The sequence below is a fragment of the Shinella sp. genome (assembly GCF_035998705.1).
Classification (GTDB): domain Bacteria; phylum Pseudomonadota; class Alphaproteobacteria; order Rhizobiales; family Rhizobiaceae; genus Shinella.
Map to the genome: position 1 here is coordinate 170,672 of NZ_DASYHH010000007.1, position 17,649 is coordinate 188,320.

Annotated in this window: 17 protein-coding genes; 4 read left to right on the forward strand and 13 right to left on the reverse strand. The window is 64.7% G+C overall.

Annotated features, from left to right (window positions below; genetic code table 11):
* Positions 1–2: 2 nt before the first annotated feature.
* The 3 genes from VGN93_RS02470 to VGN93_RS02480 are packed head-to-tail and all read right to left on the reverse strand — an operon-like array spanning position 3 to position 1,875.
* Entirely contained in the window at positions 3–566 is a 564-nt protein-coding gene (locus VGN93_RS02470; protein WP_327506207.1) for a biotin transporter BioY, read from the reverse strand.
* Positions 567–595: 29 nt separating this feature from the next.
* Positions 596–1,201, reverse strand: coding sequence for an energy-coupling factor transporter transmembrane protein EcfT (locus VGN93_RS02475; protein ID WP_327506208.1), 606 nt, complete (start codon positions 1,199–1,201; stop codon positions 596–598).
* Entirely contained in the window at positions 1,195–1,875 is a 681-nt protein-coding gene (locus VGN93_RS02480) for an ABC transporter ATP-binding protein (RefSeq protein ID WP_327506209.1), read from the reverse strand. Before VGN93_RS02480 ends, VGN93_RS02475 begins: the two co-directional genes overlap by 7 nt.
* Before the next feature lie 128 nt (positions 1,876–2,003).
* Between VGN93_RS02480 and VGN93_RS02485 the strand changes: the two genes are divergently transcribed.
* Entirely contained in the window at positions 2,004–3,200 is a 1,197-nt protein-coding gene (locus VGN93_RS02485) for a winged helix-turn-helix domain-containing protein (RefSeq protein ID WP_327506210.1), read from the forward strand.
* 24 nt (positions 3,201–3,224) lie between these two features.
* On the opposite strand, the gene VGN93_RS02490 is transcribed toward VGN93_RS02485, so the two are convergent.
* The 5 genes from VGN93_RS02490 to VGN93_RS02510 form a co-directional block, all read right to left on the reverse strand.
* On the reverse strand, positions 3,225–3,980 hold the full coding sequence (locus tag VGN93_RS02490) for a hypothetical protein (protein WP_327506286.1): 756 nt from the start codon (positions 3,978–3,980) through the stop codon (positions 3,225–3,227).
* Positions 3,887–4,846: a hypothetical protein gene (locus VGN93_RS02495; protein WP_327506211.1), complete on the reverse strand. Its 960-nt coding sequence runs from the start codon at positions 4,844–4,846 to the stop codon at positions 3,887–3,889. Before VGN93_RS02495 ends, VGN93_RS02490 begins: the two co-directional genes overlap by 94 nt.
* 85 nt (positions 4,847–4,931) lie before the next feature.
* Entirely contained in the window at positions 4,932–6,032 is a 1,101-nt protein-coding gene (gene ribB, locus VGN93_RS02500) for a 3,4-dihydroxy-2-butanone-4-phosphate synthase (RefSeq protein WP_319310590.1), read from the reverse strand.
* Positions 6,033–6,054: 22 nt separating this feature from the next.
* Positions 6,055–7,152 (reverse strand): chorismate synthase, encoded by a 1,098-nt coding sequence (gene aroC / locus VGN93_RS02505; RefSeq protein WP_327506212.1) that lies wholly within the window; start codon positions 7,150–7,152, stop codon positions 6,055–6,057.
* Positions 7,153–7,418: 266 nt separating this feature from the next.
* Positions 7,419–10,973, reverse strand: a complete 3,555-nt coding sequence (locus VGN93_RS02510; RefSeq protein WP_327506213.1) for a bifunctional diguanylate cyclase/phosphodiesterase — start codon at positions 10,971–10,973, stop codon at positions 7,419–7,421.
* A 296-nt stretch (positions 10,974–11,269) separates the two neighbouring features.
* Here VGN93_RS02510 and VGN93_RS02515 point away from each other — a divergent pair, with 296 nt between their 5' ends.
* The gene (locus VGN93_RS02515; RefSeq protein ID WP_319310597.1) at positions 11,270–11,530 is read left to right on the forward strand and encodes a DUF1344 domain-containing protein; all 261 of its coding nucleotides are present in this window, start codon (positions 11,270–11,272) and stop codon (positions 11,528–11,530) included.
* 15 nt (positions 11,531–11,545) lie between these two features.
* Here VGN93_RS02515 and VGN93_RS02520 read toward each other — a convergent pair whose 3' ends face one another.
* From VGN93_RS02520 to VGN93_RS02535, 4 genes are all read right to left on the reverse strand, one after another.
* Positions 11,546–12,127 carry a histidine phosphatase family protein gene (locus tag VGN93_RS02520; RefSeq protein WP_327506214.1) on the reverse strand — a complete coding sequence of 194 codons (582 nt, stop codon included), beginning with the start codon at positions 12,125–12,127 and terminating at the stop codon, positions 11,546–11,548.
* 18 nt (positions 12,128–12,145) lie between these two features.
* The gene (gene fabI, locus VGN93_RS02525) at positions 12,146–12,964 is read right to left on the reverse strand and encodes an enoyl-ACP reductase FabI (RefSeq protein ID WP_319310599.1); all 819 of its coding nucleotides are present in this window, start codon (positions 12,962–12,964) and stop codon (positions 12,146–12,148) included.
* A gap of 132 nt (positions 12,965–13,096) precedes the next feature.
* On the reverse strand, positions 13,097–14,146 hold the full coding sequence (locus VGN93_RS02530) for a DnaJ C-terminal domain-containing protein (RefSeq protein ID WP_327506215.1): 1,050 nt from the start codon (positions 14,144–14,146) through the stop codon (positions 13,097–13,099).
* 103 nt (positions 14,147–14,249) lie between these two features.
* Positions 14,250–14,696, reverse strand: coding sequence for an RT0821/Lpp0805 family surface protein (locus tag VGN93_RS02535; protein ID WP_413818587.1), 447 nt, complete (start codon positions 14,694–14,696; stop codon positions 14,250–14,252).
* Between the two features lie 45 nt (positions 14,697–14,741).
* On the opposite strand from VGN93_RS02535, the gene pdxH reads away from it, so the two are divergent.
* Positions 14,742–15,362 carry a pyridoxamine 5'-phosphate oxidase gene (gene pdxH, locus VGN93_RS02540; protein ID WP_327506216.1) on the forward strand — a complete coding sequence of 207 codons (621 nt, stop codon included), beginning with the start codon at positions 14,742–14,744 and terminating at the stop codon, positions 15,360–15,362.
* 4 nt (positions 15,363–15,366) lie between these two features.
* On the opposite strand, the gene VGN93_RS02545 is transcribed toward pdxH, so the two are convergent.
* Positions 15,367–16,422 carry a polysaccharide deacetylase family protein gene (locus tag VGN93_RS02545; RefSeq protein WP_327506217.1) on the reverse strand — a complete coding sequence of 352 codons (1,056 nt, stop codon included), beginning with the start codon at positions 16,420–16,422 and terminating at the stop codon, positions 15,367–15,369.
* Positions 16,423–16,689: 267 nt separating this feature from the next.
* On the opposite strand from VGN93_RS02545, the gene VGN93_RS02550 reads away from it, so the two are divergent.
* The gene (locus tag VGN93_RS02550; protein WP_327506218.1) at positions 16,690–17,589 is read left to right on the forward strand and encodes a LysR substrate-binding domain-containing protein; all 900 of its coding nucleotides are present in this window, start codon (positions 16,690–16,692) and stop codon (positions 17,587–17,589) included.
* Positions 17,590–17,649: the final 60 nt, after the last annotated feature.

The following is a 17,649-nucleotide window of genomic DNA, read 5'->3' on the forward strand; positions in this document are numbered from 1 at the left end:
GCTCAGGCGCGCTGCGGCAGCAGCGGATAGCCGGCAAGCACCGCTCGGCCGGCCAGCATGGCGACGAAGGCCTTGATGAGATCGCCGGGCAGGAAGACGAGCGAGGCAAGCGTCGTCTCGAAGAAGGCCTTGCCGCTCATATAGGCGAGCCACGGAACGCCGAAGAGATAGACGACCGCGATGCCGCCGGCGACGGCGGCCGCGAGAAAGGCCAGGAACTGCGTGAGCTCGCCCTGTTCTTCCTTGACGAAGCGTTCGGCGATCAGGCCGCAGACGAAGGCGCCGGGAACGAAGCCGATGAGATAACCGGCGCCCGGGCCGGCGAAGACCGCAAGGCCGCCGCGGCCGCCGGACAGAACCGGCAGGCCGATCGCGACCAGCAGCAGCACGAGCAGCACTGCCGCAGCCCCGCGCTTGGAGCCGAGAATGCAGCCGGCCAGCATGACGCCGAGCGATTGCGCGGTGATCGGCACCGGAATGAAGCCGAGGGTCAGCGGCGGAAGCAGGCCCAGCACCACGATGATCGCGGCGAAGAGGGCGACGAGGACGATGTCTCTGGTGGTCATGTCAGCTTTCCCGAATGGACATAAATGGGTTAGTGCCGCCGAAATCCGCGCGCGTCAATCGCCATGGCGATGGTATCCGCATCCTTCAGCGTCAGGATGATCAACGGCACGAGGGTGGTGAGCGGCCGCACCGGCAGGCCGCGCGCCTTGTGGGCGTCGGCGATTTCGCCGTAGCGGGCAAAGATTTCCGGCACGAAACGGATGACGAGACCGACCGCAAGGCTGACATCCGCCGCCCGCACGAAGCCGAGGCGCTCCAGCGGCGTCAGCAGCCGGGTGATCTCGTCCATGAAGGCGGAGATGCCTGTGGTGGCGGTGACCGCGGCGGCAAGCAGGACCAGCGTGGAAAGGCGGCAGAAGACGGCGAGCGCCTCGTGCAGCGAATGGAACAGATAGTTCGCACCCGCGACGAGGAGAACCGTGAAGAGCACGAAGCGCACGCGCCGGAACGCTTCGCCGAGGCCGATGCCGGTCGAGAGGTAGAGGCCCGCAGAGAGCACGAGCGCCGGGAAGAGAAGCCGCAGGTCCGCGGTGAGGAAGAGCCCGATCGCCGCGACGAAAAGCACGATCAGCTTGCCGCGCACCGGCATGCGGTGCAGGGCCGTGTTGCCCTCGATGTCGAGCCCGTTCAGCACGCGGCGATCTCCCGGTAGGTGCGGATCGCCTCTGCGGGTGCACTATCGGCCGCGAGCCGGCCCTCACGGAAGACCAGCACGCGATCGAAACTTTCGATCAGCGCGAGGTCGTGCGTGATGACGAGCACCTGTTCCGGCAGGCCGGCAATGGTGCGCTCGATCAGCGCGCGGTTTTTCAGGTCGAGCTGGTTGGTCGGCTCGTCGAGGATCAAGAGGTCCGGGCCGGTGACGAGCACGCTGGCAATCGCGCCGAGCTGCGTCTCGCCGCCGGAAAGCTCGTGCACGCGGCGGCGCGCGAGATGCGAAATGCCGAATCGCGCCAGCACCGCTTCGGTCCGCTCCGCGATTTCCGCCTTGCCGAGCCCGCGGTTCTTCAGCCCGAAGGCGATGTCCTCGGCGAGGATCGGCAGGATCATCTGGTGCTGCGGGTTCTGGAAGATGAAGCCCGTCTTTCCGCGCGCGGCCACCTCGTCCGTCACCGTATCCAGCCCGCCGACCGTCACGGTGCCGGCGGTCGGCTTGACGAGGCCGTTGATCATCCGCGCCATGGTCGTCTTGCCGGAGCCGTTGAGGCCGACGACGCCGATGCGGCGTTCGGTGAGCGTGAGTGTCAGCGGATGGAGCGCCACGCGTCCGGCATAGGTCACCGTGGCGGCGGAGAAGACGATATCCAAGAGCGGGATCCCGGTTCGCGGATGGTGAGGGAGCTATAAGCAATTCGGGAAAAAGCGCAAACGACTTGTGCGCTGCGGCATGACGAAAACAGTAGAACAAACCAAGAATATATGCCTATCATCCAGCCATGACGATTCTCCTCTCCAATGCCGAGGCCCGGCGCATCTTTCTTGCCCGCCAGGGCCTCAGCGCTTCCCCCGGCCGCCAGCTCGGCAAGGCGGGGCTGCTGCAGCTCATCCACGACATCGGCTTCGTGCAGGTGGACAGCATCGCCACCGTCGAGCGGGCGCATCACCAGATCCTGTTCTCGCGCAACCAGACCTATCGGCGCGAGCACCTCGCCGAACTGCTGGAGAAGGATGGCGAGCTCTTCGAGCACTGGACGCACGACGCCTCGATCATCCCGAGCGCCTTCTTCCGTTACTGGAAGCACCGGTTCCGCCGCAAGGAGGCGTCCATCCTGCAAAACTGGCGCAAATGGCAGGGCGAGGGCTTCGACAGGGCTTTCGAGGAAACCTATGAACGCATCGCCGCCAGCGGACCGGTGCTGTCGCGCGAATTGAAGGTGGACGATCACAAATCCGGCGGCTGGTGGAACTGGCATCCCAACAAGACGGCGCTGGAATATCTCTGGCACACCGGCAAGCTGGCGATCTCCCGGCGGGAGAACTTCCAGAAGGTCTACGACCTCGCCGAGCGCGTGCTGCCGCCGCATCACCACGAACCGGCCGTCGAACATGACGCCTTCGTCGACTGGGCCTGCCGCAGCGCGCTCGAACGGCTGGGTTTTGCCACCCATGGCGAGATCGCCGCCTTCTGGGCGCTGATCACGCCGGAGGAGGCGAAGGCCTGGGTGGAGACGCACCGCGACGAACTCCGCCCCGTCTCGATCGAGACGATGAACGGCGGCAAGCCGCGCGCCTCGCACGCCTTCGCGGATTTCCCGGAGAACCTCGGCGACATCCCCGAGCCGCCGGCGCGCCTGCGCGTGCTCTCGCCGTTCGATCCGCTGATCCGCGACCGCAACCGGACGGAACGGCTGTTCGGCTATTTTTACCGCATCGAGATCTTCGTGCCGGAGCCGAAGCGGCAATACGGCTACTACGTCTTCCCGCTGCTCGAAGGCGACCGCCTCGTCGGCCGCATCGACATGAAGGCCGACCGCAAGGCCGGCACGCTCGATGTCAAGCGGCTCTGGTGGGAACCCAAGGTGCGCGCATCGACGGGCCGGCTGGAGAAGCTGGACGCCGAACTGACGCGGCTCGCAAAATTTTCGGGCGTGGAAACGGTGCGGTATCTGGATGGGTGGCGCGGGGAGAATTAGCGGCTTTGGTGGTAGGCACCTGTCTCAGGTGCTGCTCCATTTGAGAAGTTGCAGGAGCGGTCCAGGGATATCCTTGCCCTGCTCGCGAAGCGCTCTCGCAAACTGCTCTACCGGACCTGGCGCAATTCTTAGCAGTGCGGGCCAGTGTTTCTGGCGGTTCAGATTGAGGGTGATAGTGTGTCCACTGCCCTTGATAACAAGCAAATCTGTATCTTGCCCACGACGTCTGGCGGTATGCTTGTAAGTTCTCGTGGCGAAATCGAGTTGAATTGTTTTTGCATATGTGGATGTGGCATGACATCCGCTCTCGACGATGACCTTACCATTCGTCGTAACCCGGGTCACGCTCGGCAATGCCGACCCCACAAATCCCAGTCCGACGAGTGCCGTGGTTCCGATCACAACAACCGGGCGGCTCGTGATCCAATGGTGGGTCGGTTGTGGTTTTCCTTGGAACCATCTTTTGACGCGCGACGAGAAAAAAATGCATGTCACCAAGAAGATCATCGTGGCGACGAAAACGATCGGTATTACCGTACGGGAGCCGCAGGACAAATCGCTCCAGATGCTTTCTTCCAAAACAATCAATTGAAGCTCCCGCAGTGAATGACTGCCGGGATCAATAAGGAAAATTATACAACTTCCAATAATGGATTCCGTAAATTTCCCTGTCTGTCCATTTGATCTCAGGTCGTTACCGCCCGCCCGCCAAACGCGGTCGTGGCCTGTTCCGTCAGCGCGCGGAATTTCGCCGATGCGCCCGCCAGTTTCGCGTCCCATTCCGGGTCCGGCACCTGGCCGCGGATCGTGTCGAAATAGACGGCCATCAGCGCGGTGATGGCGAAGGGCTCCAGCACGGCGGCCTTGAAGGCCCAGGCGAAGACGATGGCGACGATGAAGCTGTAGCCGGCGATCTCGCCCGGGAAGGCATAGAGGATGGCGGCGGCCGGCGCCAGCGCCAAGAGGAAGACGACGATCGACAATATCCACAGGAAGACCGACAGCCAGATGGCGTTCTTCACCATCTTCAGCCCGTTCTGCGCATAGAGCACGATGCCGTGGCGCGCGCCGTCCCAGGCATTGTCGCTGTTGGTGCGGATGTTGTAGCCGAGGATGATCTCGTCGACATAGGTCAGCGACAGGCGGATCACCGTGTTGGCGAAGCGGGCCAGCGCATCGAGGCCGGGGATCGGCAGGAAGGCCGCGATGCCGCCGATGAGCCCGGTAATGGCGGCGACGGCGCCCTTGATGAGCTGGTCGAGCGCAAACAGCGCATTCGCCTCGCCGAAGCGGGCCGTGACGATCTCGCGGCCATAGGCGACCTGTCCCTTGCCCTCCGGCAATGCCTCGCCGTCGATCAGCTTGACGATGACGGCGATATGGGCGGCCTTGACCATGTAGAGCAGCCATTCGCGCGCCCAGTAGACGGCGGCTCCCACGAAACCCATGCCGATGAAGCCGCCCCAGACCGCATAGGATTCCGGGCTCTCGCTGATAGAGCCGACGCCATAACCAATGCCGGCGCCGGCGCCGGTGGCCAGGATGAAGGCGAGCGTGATGACGAAATAGATCACCATGCGGGTGAGGATGAAGGGCATGGTCCTGGCGAGGATGCCGATGGTCTTGCCGATGCTGAAATCCCACATGCCCTTGTCGCCCCCAGAGAAAATCCCGCGATCCCCGAACCGCCGCGTGAAGAGCAAACGTTTCGGCGATGCGGGATATTCTGTTTCAGCAGAGGTCGGTGGAACTGATCTGGATGCCGAACCCTTCGAGGCCGACATAGTGGCGCTCGCGCGACGCCATCAGGCGGATCGAGGTGATGCCGAGATCCTTGAGGATCTGCGCGCCGAGACCGATTTCCAGCCATTCGCTTTCGCGCGCCTGCGCCTCGTCATGGCCTTCGCCGTCATGTTTGCCCCGGCGGGCGGTCTGCGACGCGCCGACGCCGACGGACCCTTCGCGCAGGTAGACGATAACGCCGCGGCCCTGTTCGGCGATGCGCTTCATGATGCCGTCGATCTGGCGGTTCGCGCCGAAAACGTCGCCGCCGACATTTTCGAGATGCAGGCGCACCGGGATGTCCACGCCGTCGCGAATATCGCCGAAGATCACCGCGAGGTGCTGCATCGGGTCCCAGGGCAGCGTGTAGGTCAGCGCCTTCGCCTTGCCATAGGGCGTGTCGATGTCGAAGCTGTCGACCTGTTCGATCAGCGTTTCCTTGCGCTGGCGATAGGCGATGAGATCGGCGACGGAGACCTGCTTCAGGCCATGCGTGTCGGCGAAGCTCGCAACCTGCGGCCCGCGCATCACGGTGCCGTCGTCGTTGACGAGCTCGCTGATCACGCCGATCGGCGGCAGGCTCGCGAGCCGGCAGAGGTCGACGGCGGCTTCGGTATGGCCGGAGCGCATCAAGACGCCGCCTTCGCGGGCGACGAGCGGGAAGATGTGGCCGGGGCGCACGAAATCCGTCGCGCCGACATTGGGGTTCGCAAGGTTGCGCACCGTCAGCGTACGGTCGTCGGCGGAAATGCCCGTCGTCGTGCCGTGCTTGAAATCGACGGAGACGGTGAAGGCGGTGGTGTGTGCCGAATCGTTTTCCGCCACCATGGCGTTGAGGTTGAGGCGCTTGGCCTCCTCGCGCGGCATGGGGGTGCAGACGATGCCGGACGTATGGCGCACGATGAAGGCCATCTTCTCCGGCGTGCAATGCACCGCGGCGACGATCAGGTCGCCCTCGTTCTCGCGCCCGTCGTCATCCATGACGACGACGATCTCGCCGGCCTCGAAGGCGCGGATGGCATCGACGACACGCTTCTGGTCGTAGCTCATGGGATGCTCCTGTTTCAGCCCGTTATTTCAGGCGGCCGGTCTGGCCGCGATCGCGCAGGTAATGATCGGCGACGGCGCAGGCAACCATGGCCTCGCCGATCGGCACGGCGCGGATGCCGACGCAGGGATCGTGCCGGCCCTTGGTGCGCACGTCGACATTGTTGCCGTCGGCATCGATCGAGCGGCGCTCGGTGAGGATCGAGGAGGTCGGCTTGATGGCGAAGCGCGCGATCACCGGCTGGCCGGTGGAAATGCCGCCGAGAATACCGCCGGCATGGTTGGACAGGAAGATCGGATTGCCGTCATTGCCCATGCGCATCTCGTCGGCATTTTCCTCGCCGGTGAGTTCCGCCGAGGCGAAACCTTCGCCGATCTCGACGCCCTTGACGGCATTGATCGACATCAGCAGCGAGGCGATGTCCTGGTCGAGCTTGCCGTAGATCGGCGCGCCGATGCCGGCGGGAACACCCTCGGCGACGACTTCCACGACGGCGCCGATGGAGGAGCCGGACTTGCGGATGCCGTCGAGATACTCTTCCCAGACGGGCACGATGGCGGGGTCGGGCGCGAAGAACGGGTTGTTGTCGACCTCGTTCCAGTCCCAGTTGTCGCGGTTGATCTTGTGTTTGCCGATCTGCACCAGGGCGGCGCGGACGTTGAGCCCCGGCACGACCTTGCGGGCAAGCCCGCCGGCGGCGACGCGGGCCGCGGTCTCGCGGGCCGACGAGCGGCCGCCGCCGCGATAGTCGCGAATGCCGTATTTGGCGTCATAGGTGAAGTCGGCATGGCCGGGACGATAGCGCTTGGCGATCTCGCCATAGTCCTTGGAGCGCTGGTCGGTGTTCTCGATCATCATGGAGACCGGCGTGCCGGTGGTGATCATCGTCTCGCCGTCCTCGTCCATCATCACGCCGGAGAGCACCTTCACGAGGTCGTCCTCGCGGCGCTGCGTCACGAAACGCGACTGGCCGGGCTTGCGCTTGTCGAGCCAGGCCTGGAGTTCGGCCAGCGTGAAGCGGATGCCGGGCGGGCAGCCATCCACCACGCAGCCAAGCGCCACCCCATGGCTTTCGCCCCAGGTGGTGACGCGGAAAAGGTGACCGAAAGTATTGTGCGACATGAGCGGAACCGGACCTGTAAGGAAGTGGGTCCTCTCTTAGTGGAAAAGTGCGGGGAGGGACAAGGGTTTCGCTTATGGGTGGGCGGTTTTGCCGTGCGGCACCCCCCTCTGGCCTGCCGGCCATCTCCCCCTCAAGGGGGGAGATCGGTTGGAGCGCAGGTCTCGCCCATCACAAGCGCTGCGGAAAGGACGGTATCCTGGCATCTTGCCGATCTCCCCCCTTGAGGGGGAGATGGCCGGCAGGCCAGAGGGGGGGTATGCCTACCCTAAGACGCCAGCTTCCACCGCATTTCGGTGCCGAATGCCAGGAAGGCGTCGCGCGATAGCGGCCGTGCAAAGGCATAGCCCTGCAACAGGTCGCAACCGAGCATGCCCAGCATTTCGGCGTGCTGCATGGTCTCCACGCCCTCGGCGACGATTTCGATATTGAGCGAGCGGCCGATCTCGATGATCGAGCGCACCAGCGCCTGTTCGTTGCGCGAGGAGAGGATGGGCGCGACCAGCTGGCGGTCGATCTTCAGGCGCTTGGGCTTCAGCTTCAGCAGGCTGACGATCGAGGTATGGCCGGTGCCGAAATCGTCGATCTCGATATCGATGCCGAGCGCCTTGATGCGTTCCAGATTGGACAGCACCACATCGTCGCTCTCGTCGAGGAAGATCGATTCGACCAGTTCGAAGGCGATCTGGCCGGGCTGGATGGAGAGGCCGGTCAGGCTGTCGATCAGGCTCTCGTCGCGCAGCCGCCGGGCTGACACGTTGACCGAGATCTTCGGCATGATCAGCCCCCGCGCCGCCCAGCGCGCGCAGTCGATCAGCGCCTTTTCCAGCATGATCCGGTCGAGCGTCGCCATGACGTTCAGGTCTTCCGCGATCTTCAGGAAGCGGTCGGGCGTCAAAAGCCCGTCGCGCGGATGGTTCCAGCGGATCAGCGCCTCGGCACCGGCAAGCTTCAGCGTGCCGGCGTCGATCTGCGGCTGGTAATAGGGCACGAATTCGTTGTTCTCGATGCCCGCCAGGATATCGTCGGCGATGCGCTTGTTCGAGATGATCTCGGCCTGCAGCACTTCGGTGAAGAATTCGTGCCGGTTGCGGCCGAGCGCCTTGGCGCGATAGAGCGCGATATCGGCATTGACGAGAACCTTCGCCGTATCGATCGACCGCCCCTCGGCCAGCGCCACGCCGATGCTGACGCCGAAGCGGCACAGATGCCCCTCATATTCGACGGGCTGCTGCATCAGCGTGATGATGCGGCGCGACAGCGCGCTGAGATAGGCCTGGTCGGTCGTATCGGTGACCACGACGACGAATTCGTCGCCGCCGATGCGCGCGACGAGATCGCCCGGCCGGGCAGAGTCACGCAGCACCTGCGAGGCATGCACCAGCAGTGCGTCGCCGGCGGCGTGGCCGAGCGTGTCGTTGATCTGCTTGAAGCGGTCGAGGTCGATATGCAGGATGCCGACGCGCACCTCGGACGTCTCGCTGAGCGCCGCGATGGCTGTCAGTTCGTCGTCCAGCTTGCGGCGGTTGCCGAGCCCGGTCAGCGGGTCGTGCAGCGCATTGTGCTCGATGCGGACCTTCGCCTGTTCGAGCTCGATGTTCTTGGCGTCGGCGTGCGTCTTCGCCGCCTTGAGGTGCTCCTTCAGGATGACGTCCTCGGTGACGTCGAAGGCAAGGCCGATCAGCTTGCGGCTGCCGCCGTGGCCATAGTGGATCTTGCCGACGGAGCGTACATGGCGGATTTCGCCGCCCGGCATCACGACGCGCGCCTCATGCACATAGGGCAGGTCCTGCGCAACGCAGCGCTCGACATTGGCGGTGATATCGCCGCGGTCCTCCGGGTGCACCGCACCAAGCCAGGCCTCGTGCGAAACGATGCCGTCGGTGAAGGCCAGCCCGTAGAGCTGGTGCATGCGCACGTCCCAGAAGGTCCGGCCGAGATCGAGGTCGGCCTCCCAGAGACCGCACTGATAGGAATCGAGCGCGAGATCGAGGCGGCGGGTCGTCTGTTCCAGCTCGGCGTTCTGCCGGTCGGAGCGCTCCTTGGCCTCCCTGAGGCTGTCCGTCATCTGCACGTCTTCGGTGACGTCGAAGGCGAGGCCGACGAGCTTGCGGCGGCCGTCCTGCGCGATGTGGAGCTTGCCGACCGACTGGACATGACGGATCGATCCGTCCGGATGCACGACGCGCGACGTACGGATATAGGGCACGTTCTCGTGGATGGTCTCGTTGGCCTTGCGCTCGGCCTCGGTGCGGTCGTCGGGGTGGATGGCATTGATCCACATGTCGTGGGTGATGCGCTCGCCGGTGTTCACGATGCCGTAGAGCTGGTGCATACGGTCGTCCCACAGCGTCAACCCATCCTCCAGATCGGCCTCCCAGAGGCCGCATTCATAGGAATCGAGCGCCAGGTCGAGACGCTGCGTCAGCTTGGCGAGTTCGGCATTCTGCACCTCGGCATGGTCCTTGGCGCTCTTCAGCGCCTCGTTCAAAAGCACGTCCTCGGTGACGTCCCAGCTGATGCCGGTCAGCTTGTCCGCGCCGTTCGGGCCGGCAAGGCGGGAGCCGACATTGCGGATGTGGCGCACGCTTCCGTCGGGCAGGCGGATGCAGTACCGCGACTTGTAGTCGTTGCCGCCGGCACGGACCCCGTCCATCTCGGCCCTGGCCGCGGCGACGTCCTCCGGCGAGAGCACGGCGTCCCAGTCCAGGTCGTTCGGCGATTCGTCTTCCGGCACGCCATGCATGCGGTGCATCTGGGCATCCCAGCGCCGCGCGCCGGTCGAAAGCTCGATCTCCCATATGCCGATCTTGGAGGCGTCGAGCGCTGTGTCGAGGCGCTGCGACAGGGACTTGACCTGCCGCTCGCGCGCCTTGAGGCGGGCGATGTTGCGCTGGCGCTCGCTGACGAGGCCGCCGGTCAGGAAGATCGGCACGATGATGACAAGCGCGGCGGCGGCGATGATCAGGCGCACCTGTGTCAGGTTTTCCGGCGGGTGATGCCAGCCCTTCGCCGGAATGGCCGCCAGCTCCCAGCGTCCGCCGGGAAAGTCGAGCACCTGCACGACGGGCTCGTTTTCGAAGATCTCGGCCGCGCCGAAGAACGGATCGACGATGTTGTCGGGCACGCTGACGTCGCGAATGGCGAGCCGGATATCGGTCGGATGCTGCGGCACGCCGCGCTGGCCGGGCCGGTCGGGATCGATGAGACCGGCATCGGTGAAGAGCTTGCGCTCGTCGATCAGCCCGTCGATATAGCCCCAGAAATTGGGCCGTGCGTCGATCGTGGTGAAGACCGGCATGAAGAGGTTGAAACCGCGGCCGCCCTTGGCGAACTGCACCGGCCCGAACATCAGCGGACGCCCGCGCGAGCGGTCCGTCTGGGCGGCGCTGCGGAAGGAGGGGAAGCGGTTGAAGTCGTTGCCGAGATAATGCTCGTTGCCGTCCGGCGGGAAGGCCTGGGCGACCCTGGCGTTCGGCGCCACGCCGACGCGGCGGAAATGGGTGTTCTGCAACATCAGCTTGCGGGCGAAGACGTTGAATTGCAGCGTCGCCTGCTCCGGCGCCACGGCGAACATGTTGGCGACGCTGCGCAACGCCGCCACATCGCTGTTCACCTCGCTCTGCAAGCGCGCGCTGACCAGCGCAAGGTCGCCCGCGACATGGTTTTCCAGCTCGTTGAGATAGACGCGCTCGTTCTGCCGCTCGTAGATGATGCCCGCGGTGAGGATGACGCAGCCGGCGATCGCCGCCGGCACGAGCGATGGCCGGGCCCATTCTGCGATGGATGCCAGATGGCGGCGAAGGGCGACAGTCAATGGCAAGAATCGATCCCCGATGAGGGAGAAACGGTACGGCTTGCATCCTTAAGATTGCATTTATAAGCAACTGAAATACTTGCACTTCCGCCCCGTTAACCACCCTTCGTGCCAATTCGGCCCAGGCCGCCGCAGAGCATTTGTCCGACAATCCGGGGGATGAGCCGGCGCCACGGCTTGATTCGTATGATCTTTCCGGCCATCCATTCCAAAACGGGCGCGGGACGGGCGAATTTCGCCATATTTTGGGGGCATCTGACGTGACCAGAAAAAAGACTGATTCATTTCCAGGGGTTCGCACGATGCGCTTACTGATCGCCGCGCTGATGGCTACGGCCGTTTTCCTCTCGCCGCTCGCCGCATCGGCCGAAAGCGCCGACGTCGAGGCCGTCATCACCAGTGTCGACACGGGCGGCCTCAGCCTGTCGCTCGACGACGGCAAGAAGTATCAGGCGCCGGAAGAGTTCAATTTCGAAGGCCTGGAGCCGGGCGTGAAGGTGCTGGTGTTCTACACCGAAGTCGACGGCAAGCGCGTCATCAACGATCTTGAGATTATCCAGTAGCAGGCAGGCGGCTCGTCACAGCCAGTGCATGCCCGTCGCGTCGATGCGCAGCAGGCGGTCCTGGTGGATTGGTGTGTTGGCCGCTTCTTCCTCCGCCATGCCGTGCAGCCGGAACGCCGCGCGAAAAACCCCGCCATGGCTGACGCAGACGGTCGGCCCGCTGACGTCGGCGAGCCAGGAGGCGATGCGCCAGGAGAGGATCTCGTAGCTTTCGGCCGCTTCCCCCGGCGGAATGAAGTTCCACTTGGAATGCATGCGCTCCTCGACCCTGTCCGGCACCTTCGCCATCAGTTCGGGCAGCGTATGGCCCTCCCAGTCGCCGAAGGAGACTTCGACGAGGCGCGGGTCGGTGCGGTAGGCGAGGGGATCGAGGTCCATGGCGCGGCGCAGGATTTCCATCGTCTCGCGCGTGCGTCCGAGCGGGCTCGCCACGAAATCGTAATCGGAAACCGTCTGCCCGAGAATGCGCTTGAGGGCGGCGCCGTTACCGGCCGCCTGTTTGCGGCCGGTGTCGTTCAGCGGGATGTCCTTCTGGCCTTGCAGCCTGCCCTCTGCATTCCACGCGGTCTGGCCGTGTCGGATCATGTAGATGAGCAAGGCGCAGGATCCCGAAAGCTATTCCTTGATGACGGAAATGTCCGGCGCGTCGACGGCCTTCATGCCGACGACGTGGTAGCCGCTGTCGGCGTGATGCGTCTCGCCGGTCACCGAGCGCGACAGGTCGGAGAGCATGTAGAGGCCGACATCGCCCACTTCCTCGATGGTGACGGTACGGCGCAGCGGCGCATTGTACTCGTTCCACTTGAGGATGTAGCGGAAATCGCCGATGCCGGAGGCGGCGAGCGTCTTGATGGGACCTGCCGAAATGGCGTTGACGCGGATGTTCTTCGGGCCGAGGTCGACGGCAAGATACTTGACGCTCGCCTCGAGTGCCGCCTTGGCGACGCCCATGACGTTGTAGTTCGGCATGACCTTTTCCGCGCCGTAATAGGTCAGCGTCAGCATCGAGCCGCCATCGGTCATCAGCTTTTCCGCGCGCCGGGCGACCGACGTGAAGGAATAGACCGAGATCTGCATGGTCTTGGCGAAGTTCGCCGGCGTGGTGTCGACGTAACGGCCGGTCAGTTCGTCCTTGTCGGAGAAACCGATGGCATGCACGAGGAAGTCGATCTTGCCCCAGGTCTTCTCGATGTTCTCGAAGACCGCGTCGATCGACGCTTCGTCGGAAACATCGCAATCGCCGGCCAGCAGCGCGCCGATCTCGACCGCCAGCGGCTCGACGCGTTTCTTCAGCGCATCACCCTGGTAGGTGAGGGCAATTTCGCCGCCCTGTGAGTGGATAGCCTTGGCGATGCCCCAGGCGATGGAACGGTTGTTGGCGACGCCCATGATGACGCCGCGCTTGCCCTTCATCAGACCAGATGCCTGAACCATGGTTTGCCCCCTGATACTTAAGTCAAATGTGCCTATGGCATAGGCGGCATTGCGGTTCAAGCGCGCGGAGGTTCAGGAACTGTTAGCACCGGTAACAATGGGTGCATCTTTTACGAAAGCGTCACAAAGCGCTTAAAGATAGAGACCTCCGCGCAGGCTGCGCATCAGGTCGATCATCTTGGCGTCCGGTTTTTCCCACAGCAGAAGGCGGATTTCGGCAATCAGGTCGCCCCGCTCGCCATTGTCCATGACGAGGCCTTCGCCGGCGATGCGGATCTTCTGGTCGGAGCCCGACCAGGCCGGCACGGTCACGGGGAAGGAGCCGAGCGGCCCCTCGACCGTCGTCTCGCAGCCGAGCACCGCATTTTCGATCGTCACCGGAAGGTCGACCTTCAGGTCGAAACCGTCGACCCGGAAGCGGCCCGGCGCCACGCGCACGGTGACGACGGCATCGCCCTTTTTCAGGTTCTCGAAGCGGTAGCCGGCCTCCTTGAGGCGCATGACCTGGCCATCCGTCGTGCCCGCGCCGATCGGCACGCGCAGCGTCTGGCCGTCCGGCGTTTCGAGCGTCGGGCGCACGCGGTTCAGGATGTCCTCGACGGAGACCGTGACGTCGGCGAAGAAGTCCGGCGCTTTGTCGGCCTTGGAGCGGCCACCGCGGATGCGGCGGATGATGGCGGAGATGATGGCGGAGGCCGGTGCGACGCCGCGACCCGGTGCCGCGTCGCCTGTTTCCGGCTCGACGGCGGCCGTGCGGGCATCCTGCGTGGGTGCCGTCGCGGCCTGCGCCTGCGGACGGGCCTGGGTCTGCGCCTGCGCCTTGGCTTCGGCCGGCTGGCCGCGGGAATCGACGCCGAAGATGCGCGCGATCATGTCTTCCGCGCCTTCGTCCGCCATGCGCGGCGGCGGGTCGCTCTTCACCTTGCGCTCGGCCTGCTGGCGGCGCATCTGCTCCATGCGGCGAAGCTCGGCCTCGCGCTGCTGGCGGTCGTAGCGGCTGCGTTTGTCGGGGTCGCGCAGAAGATCGTAGGCCCGGCCGGCCTCGGTGAAGCGCACGGTGGCATTGGGGTCGTCGTGGTTCTGGTCGGGATGCACCGCTTTTGCCAGCGAGCGCCAGGCCGCCTTGATTTCATCCTGCCCGGCGCTTCTTTTCACGCCCAGCACGGAATAGGGGTCACGCATTACTTCCACCCATTGTCGTTTTGCCGGTCATGATAGGCAGGACGTCCTAATCACTGGTTACGGGTCAGGGTTGAAAAATCGCAAAAACGCGCGTGGAACGTACTCAACCCTGGCGATCGAAGGCGAGCAGCAGCCATTCGCCGGAACTGCCGAGGCAGGTGCGGCCGGAATAATTGGCGATCCCCTGATAGGAATGTTTCGTCGTCACGAAATCGCGGCAGGTGCGCCCGGCATCGTCGCGGTTTTCGGCAATCGTGTTGATCACGCCCGCACTGCCCGAGGCGGAGTTCGCCCAGGGGATCGGACTGCCGGCGGTGCGCGAAATATCGGCGGAGGAGACGGCGTTTCGCACGGTGATCTCGTCGGTCAGCCGTTCCGCGCCGGCCGGCACGGCGCTGGTGCGCACGGCATCGACCTTGCTGTCGGAAAAGACATCGAGGCCGCCCATGCAGCCCGGCAGAAGCGCGCAGCCCATCGTCACGCCAATAACCGCAAGGCAGCGTGCCCAGTATGGCTTTGTCTCGGGTCGCGACTTTGCTATGACATCCACTCCTGTCTGCCCCCTATCGTCAAAAAGATCGGCATTGAATCGAATATGAGCGAAAATGCGTTAACAAGCGGTGACTTCACCCAGGAGAACGAGCCCTATTCCCTGTTCGGCACATGGCTGGAAGAGGCCGGAAAGAGCGAGCCGAACGATGCGAACGCGCTGGCGCTCGCGACCGTCGACGAGACCGGCCTGCCCAATGTGCGCATGGTCCTCTTGAAAGGTTTCGACGAGCGCGGCTTTGTCTTCTACACGAATTTCGAAAGCCGCAAGGGCGTCGAACTGCTCGGCGCCCACAAGGCCGCCATGTGCTTCCACTGGAAATCGCTGCGCCGCCAGGTGCGCGTGCGCGGCGATATCGAGGTCGTCACCGATGCCGAGGCGGACGAATATTACGCCTCGCGCCCGCGCGGCAGCCGCATCGGCGCCTGGGCCTCGAAACAGTCGCGCCCGCTCGAAAGCCGCTTCGCGCTGGAAAAGGCGGTCGCCGAATACACCGCCCGCTACGCGATCGGCGAAATCCCCCGTCCGCCGCATTGGTCCGGCTTCCGCCTGAAACCCGTCTCAATCGAATTCTGGCATGACCGCCCCTTCCGCCTGCACGACCGCGTCGAATTCCGCCACGCGGAAGACGGCAAGGGCTGGACGAAGGTGCGGATGTATCCGTGAGGGATCAGCGGCGGAGCAGCCGGAACGGGATGCCGGAGGCCAGCGCGCCGACATATTTCGGCTTCTGGTAGAGCCCGTTCAGCGAGATGCGCGGCAGCGTCGTCGGGGCGTCGAAGGAGCGGGTGGAGAGCGTGCCGGGGTCCGTGGTGACGGCGACGCGGAAGCCGAGGTCCTTGGCGAGCCGGTGTTCGCGCGGCGAGACGGCGGCGCGGTCGCCATAGGGGTAGGCGAAGGTTTCCGGGCGGTGGCCGATGATGGCGGCGATGCGGTCGGCTGATTGTTCCATCTCGCGGCGCGCCTCCTCGTCGCTGAGGCGGGCAAGCGCCCGGTGGCTGACGGTGTGGGCGCCGATCGCGGCGAGCGGGTTGAGCACGAGGCTCTTCAGCTCCGGCTCGCGCATGACCAGCCGTTCGGTCAGCATCATCGGGTCGATGCCATGGGCTTTCGCCGCCGCGTCGAGCTTTTCGATCGCCGCCGCTTCCTCCGTCTCCTCCTGGATGAAGCGGGCGAAGCGGCTGAAGGCGGCCTGTTTCTGGAAGGGCGTGGCGAGCGGCATGGTGACGGGACCGGAGCCAAAATCGAACTCCAGATGCGGCACCGCGCGCAAAAACTCCGTCAGCGTCTCCCACCAGATGCCATGCGTCTTGCAGCAGAAGCCCGGCGCGACGAACACGGTGAACGGCACCTTGTGGCGGGTGAAGACCGGCTGGGCATGCACCGCATTGTTGCGGTAGCCATCGTCGAGCGTGAAGGCGGCAAAGCGCTCGCCGGCCCGGGCGATGGCAAGGCGCGCCGGCATGTCGGCGAGCGCCACGAACTGGTAGCCCTCTTCCGTCAGGTGCTCGATCGCGGCGTCCAGGAATTCCGGCGTGATTTCCAGATGCGCATTGGGATCGAAGGCCTGTGCCACCTTCGGACGCACGTGATGCAGCGTGAAGATCGCGCCCATGCCGCGTGCCGACGCCATCAGCCCGACCCGCTCCGCCAGATGCGCAAATTCCAGCCCGCCGGTGATCACGGCGCGCTTCAGACCCTGTCGCATTGTGCTGCGGATCGGCATGTCGTCTTCGTCTTCCCTTGCTTTTTCTCGCCGCCGTTATCGCATCCGGTCGGTATCCGAGTGGTTAACAACGGCTTTCCTGTGGCGCGAGGGCAGGGGCGGACCCTGCTGGAAGGTGAGGATGCGGATGACGTCCATGAAAATGAGCGTGACGGGGCCAAACATCGTTGCGCCCTCCTGTCTGTTGAACCACCCGCATTGTCTGCCCGCTTGCCACCCCTGCTCAAACGAGTTTATCGTCGATTTCGAATGACTTGAGGTTATGCGATGAAACGCGGACGGCTGCCTTTGACGGCATTGAGGAGTTTCGAGGCGGCAGGCCGGCTCGGAAGTTTTACGCTTGCGGCGGAAGAACTGCTGGTGTCGCAGGCGGCCGTCAGCCGTCAGGTCAAGGAGCTGGAGGCCGAGCTCGGCAAGCCGCTCTTCGAGCGCCGCCACCGCAGCGTGCGGCTCACCACGGCCGGCCAGTCGCTGATCGAGGTCCTGTCGCGTGCCTTCGATGCGATGGATGCGAGCCTGTCGGAAATTCGGGGCAGGCGGGGCGGCGGCGTGCTGGAAATCAGTGCGGAGCCCTCCTTCGCCGCCTGCTGGCTCGTGCCGAACCTCGACGATTTCCACTCCGCCCACCCCGAGATCGACGTCGTGGTCGATTCCGACATGCGGCTGATCGAATTCCGCACCCATGAGCCCGAAATCGCCATCCGCCATTCGACGGACGCGACCGCCTGGCCGCGCGCGCAGGCGGAGCATCTTGCCGATGTGGAGATGGTCCCGGTGATCATGCCGTGCCTGGCCGAGGACGGCCCGCCACTCGACACGCCGGCCGACCTTCTGGCCTATACCCTGCTGCACGAGGAGAACCGCAGCAGCTGGCAGCGCTGGTTTACCGCCGCCGGCCTGCCCGAGGCGCCGCCGGGTCGTGCGCAGATCTTCACGGAGGGCAACCTGGTGCTGCAGGCGGCACTGCGCGGCCACGGCGTGGCGCTGGTCGACCGTTCCTTCGCCGCCGAGGACATTGCCGCGGGCCGCCTCGTGCAACCCTTCGACGTCTCCATCCGCTACGGCGCCTACTGGCTCGTCGCTCGCGATTTCAAGCGCCTGTCACCGGAGGCGCGGGCGTTTCGGGAGTGGTTGTTGCGGCGGATTGTTGTGCCCCACGGCGCATGATGGCGCTGCCCCTCATCCCGCTGCCGCGACCTTCTCCCTGCAAGCGGGGAGAAGGGGAGG

What these genes read in the sequence shown, in the direction of transcription:
- VGN93_RS02470 (WP_327506207.1), bottom strand. Translation starts at nt 566, where the DNA reads ATGACCACCAGAGACATCGTCCTCGTCGCCCTCTTCGCCGCGATCATC.
- VGN93_RS02485 (WP_327506210.1), top strand. Translation starts at nt 2,004, where the DNA reads ATGACGATTCTCCTCTCCAATGCCGAGGCCCGGCGCATCTTTCTTGCC.
- VGN93_RS02490 (WP_327506286.1), bottom strand. Translation starts at nt 3,980, where the DNA reads ATGGGACGCGAAACTGGCGGGCGCATCGGCGAAATTCCGCGCGCTGAC.
- VGN93_RS02495 (WP_327506211.1), bottom strand. Translation starts at nt 4,846, where the DNA reads ATGTGGGATTTCAGCATCGGCAAGACCATCGGCATCCTCGCCAGGACC.
- ribB (WP_319310590.1), bottom strand. Translation starts at nt 6,032, where the DNA reads ATGAGCTACGACCAGAAGCGTGTCGTCGATGCCATCCGCGCCTTCGAG.
- aroC (WP_327506212.1), bottom strand. Translation starts at nt 7,152, where the DNA reads ATGTCGCACAATACTTTCGGTCACCTTTTCCGCGTCACCACCTGGGGC.
- VGN93_RS02515 (WP_319310597.1), top strand. Translation starts at nt 11,270, where the DNA reads ATGCGCTTACTGATCGCCGCGCTGATGGCTACGGCCGTTTTCCTCTCG.
- fabI (WP_319310599.1), bottom strand. Translation starts at nt 12,964, where the DNA reads ATGGTTCAGGCATCTGGTCTGATGAAGGGCAAGCGCGGCGTCATCATG.
- VGN93_RS02530 (WP_327506215.1), bottom strand. Translation starts at nt 14,146, where the DNA reads ATGCGTGACCCCTATTCCGTGCTGGGCGTGAAAAGAAGCGCCGGGCAG.
- pdxH (WP_327506216.1), top strand. Translation starts at nt 14,742, where the DNA reads ATGAGCGAAAATGCGTTAACAAGCGGTGACTTCACCCAGGAGAACGAG.
- VGN93_RS02545 (WP_327506217.1), bottom strand. Translation starts at nt 16,422, where the DNA reads ATGCCGATCCGCAGCACAATGCGACAGGGTCTGAAGCGCGCCGTGATC.
- VGN93_RS02550 (WP_327506218.1), top strand. Translation starts at nt 16,690, where the DNA reads ATGAAACGCGGACGGCTGCCTTTGACGGCATTGAGGAGTTTCGAGGCG.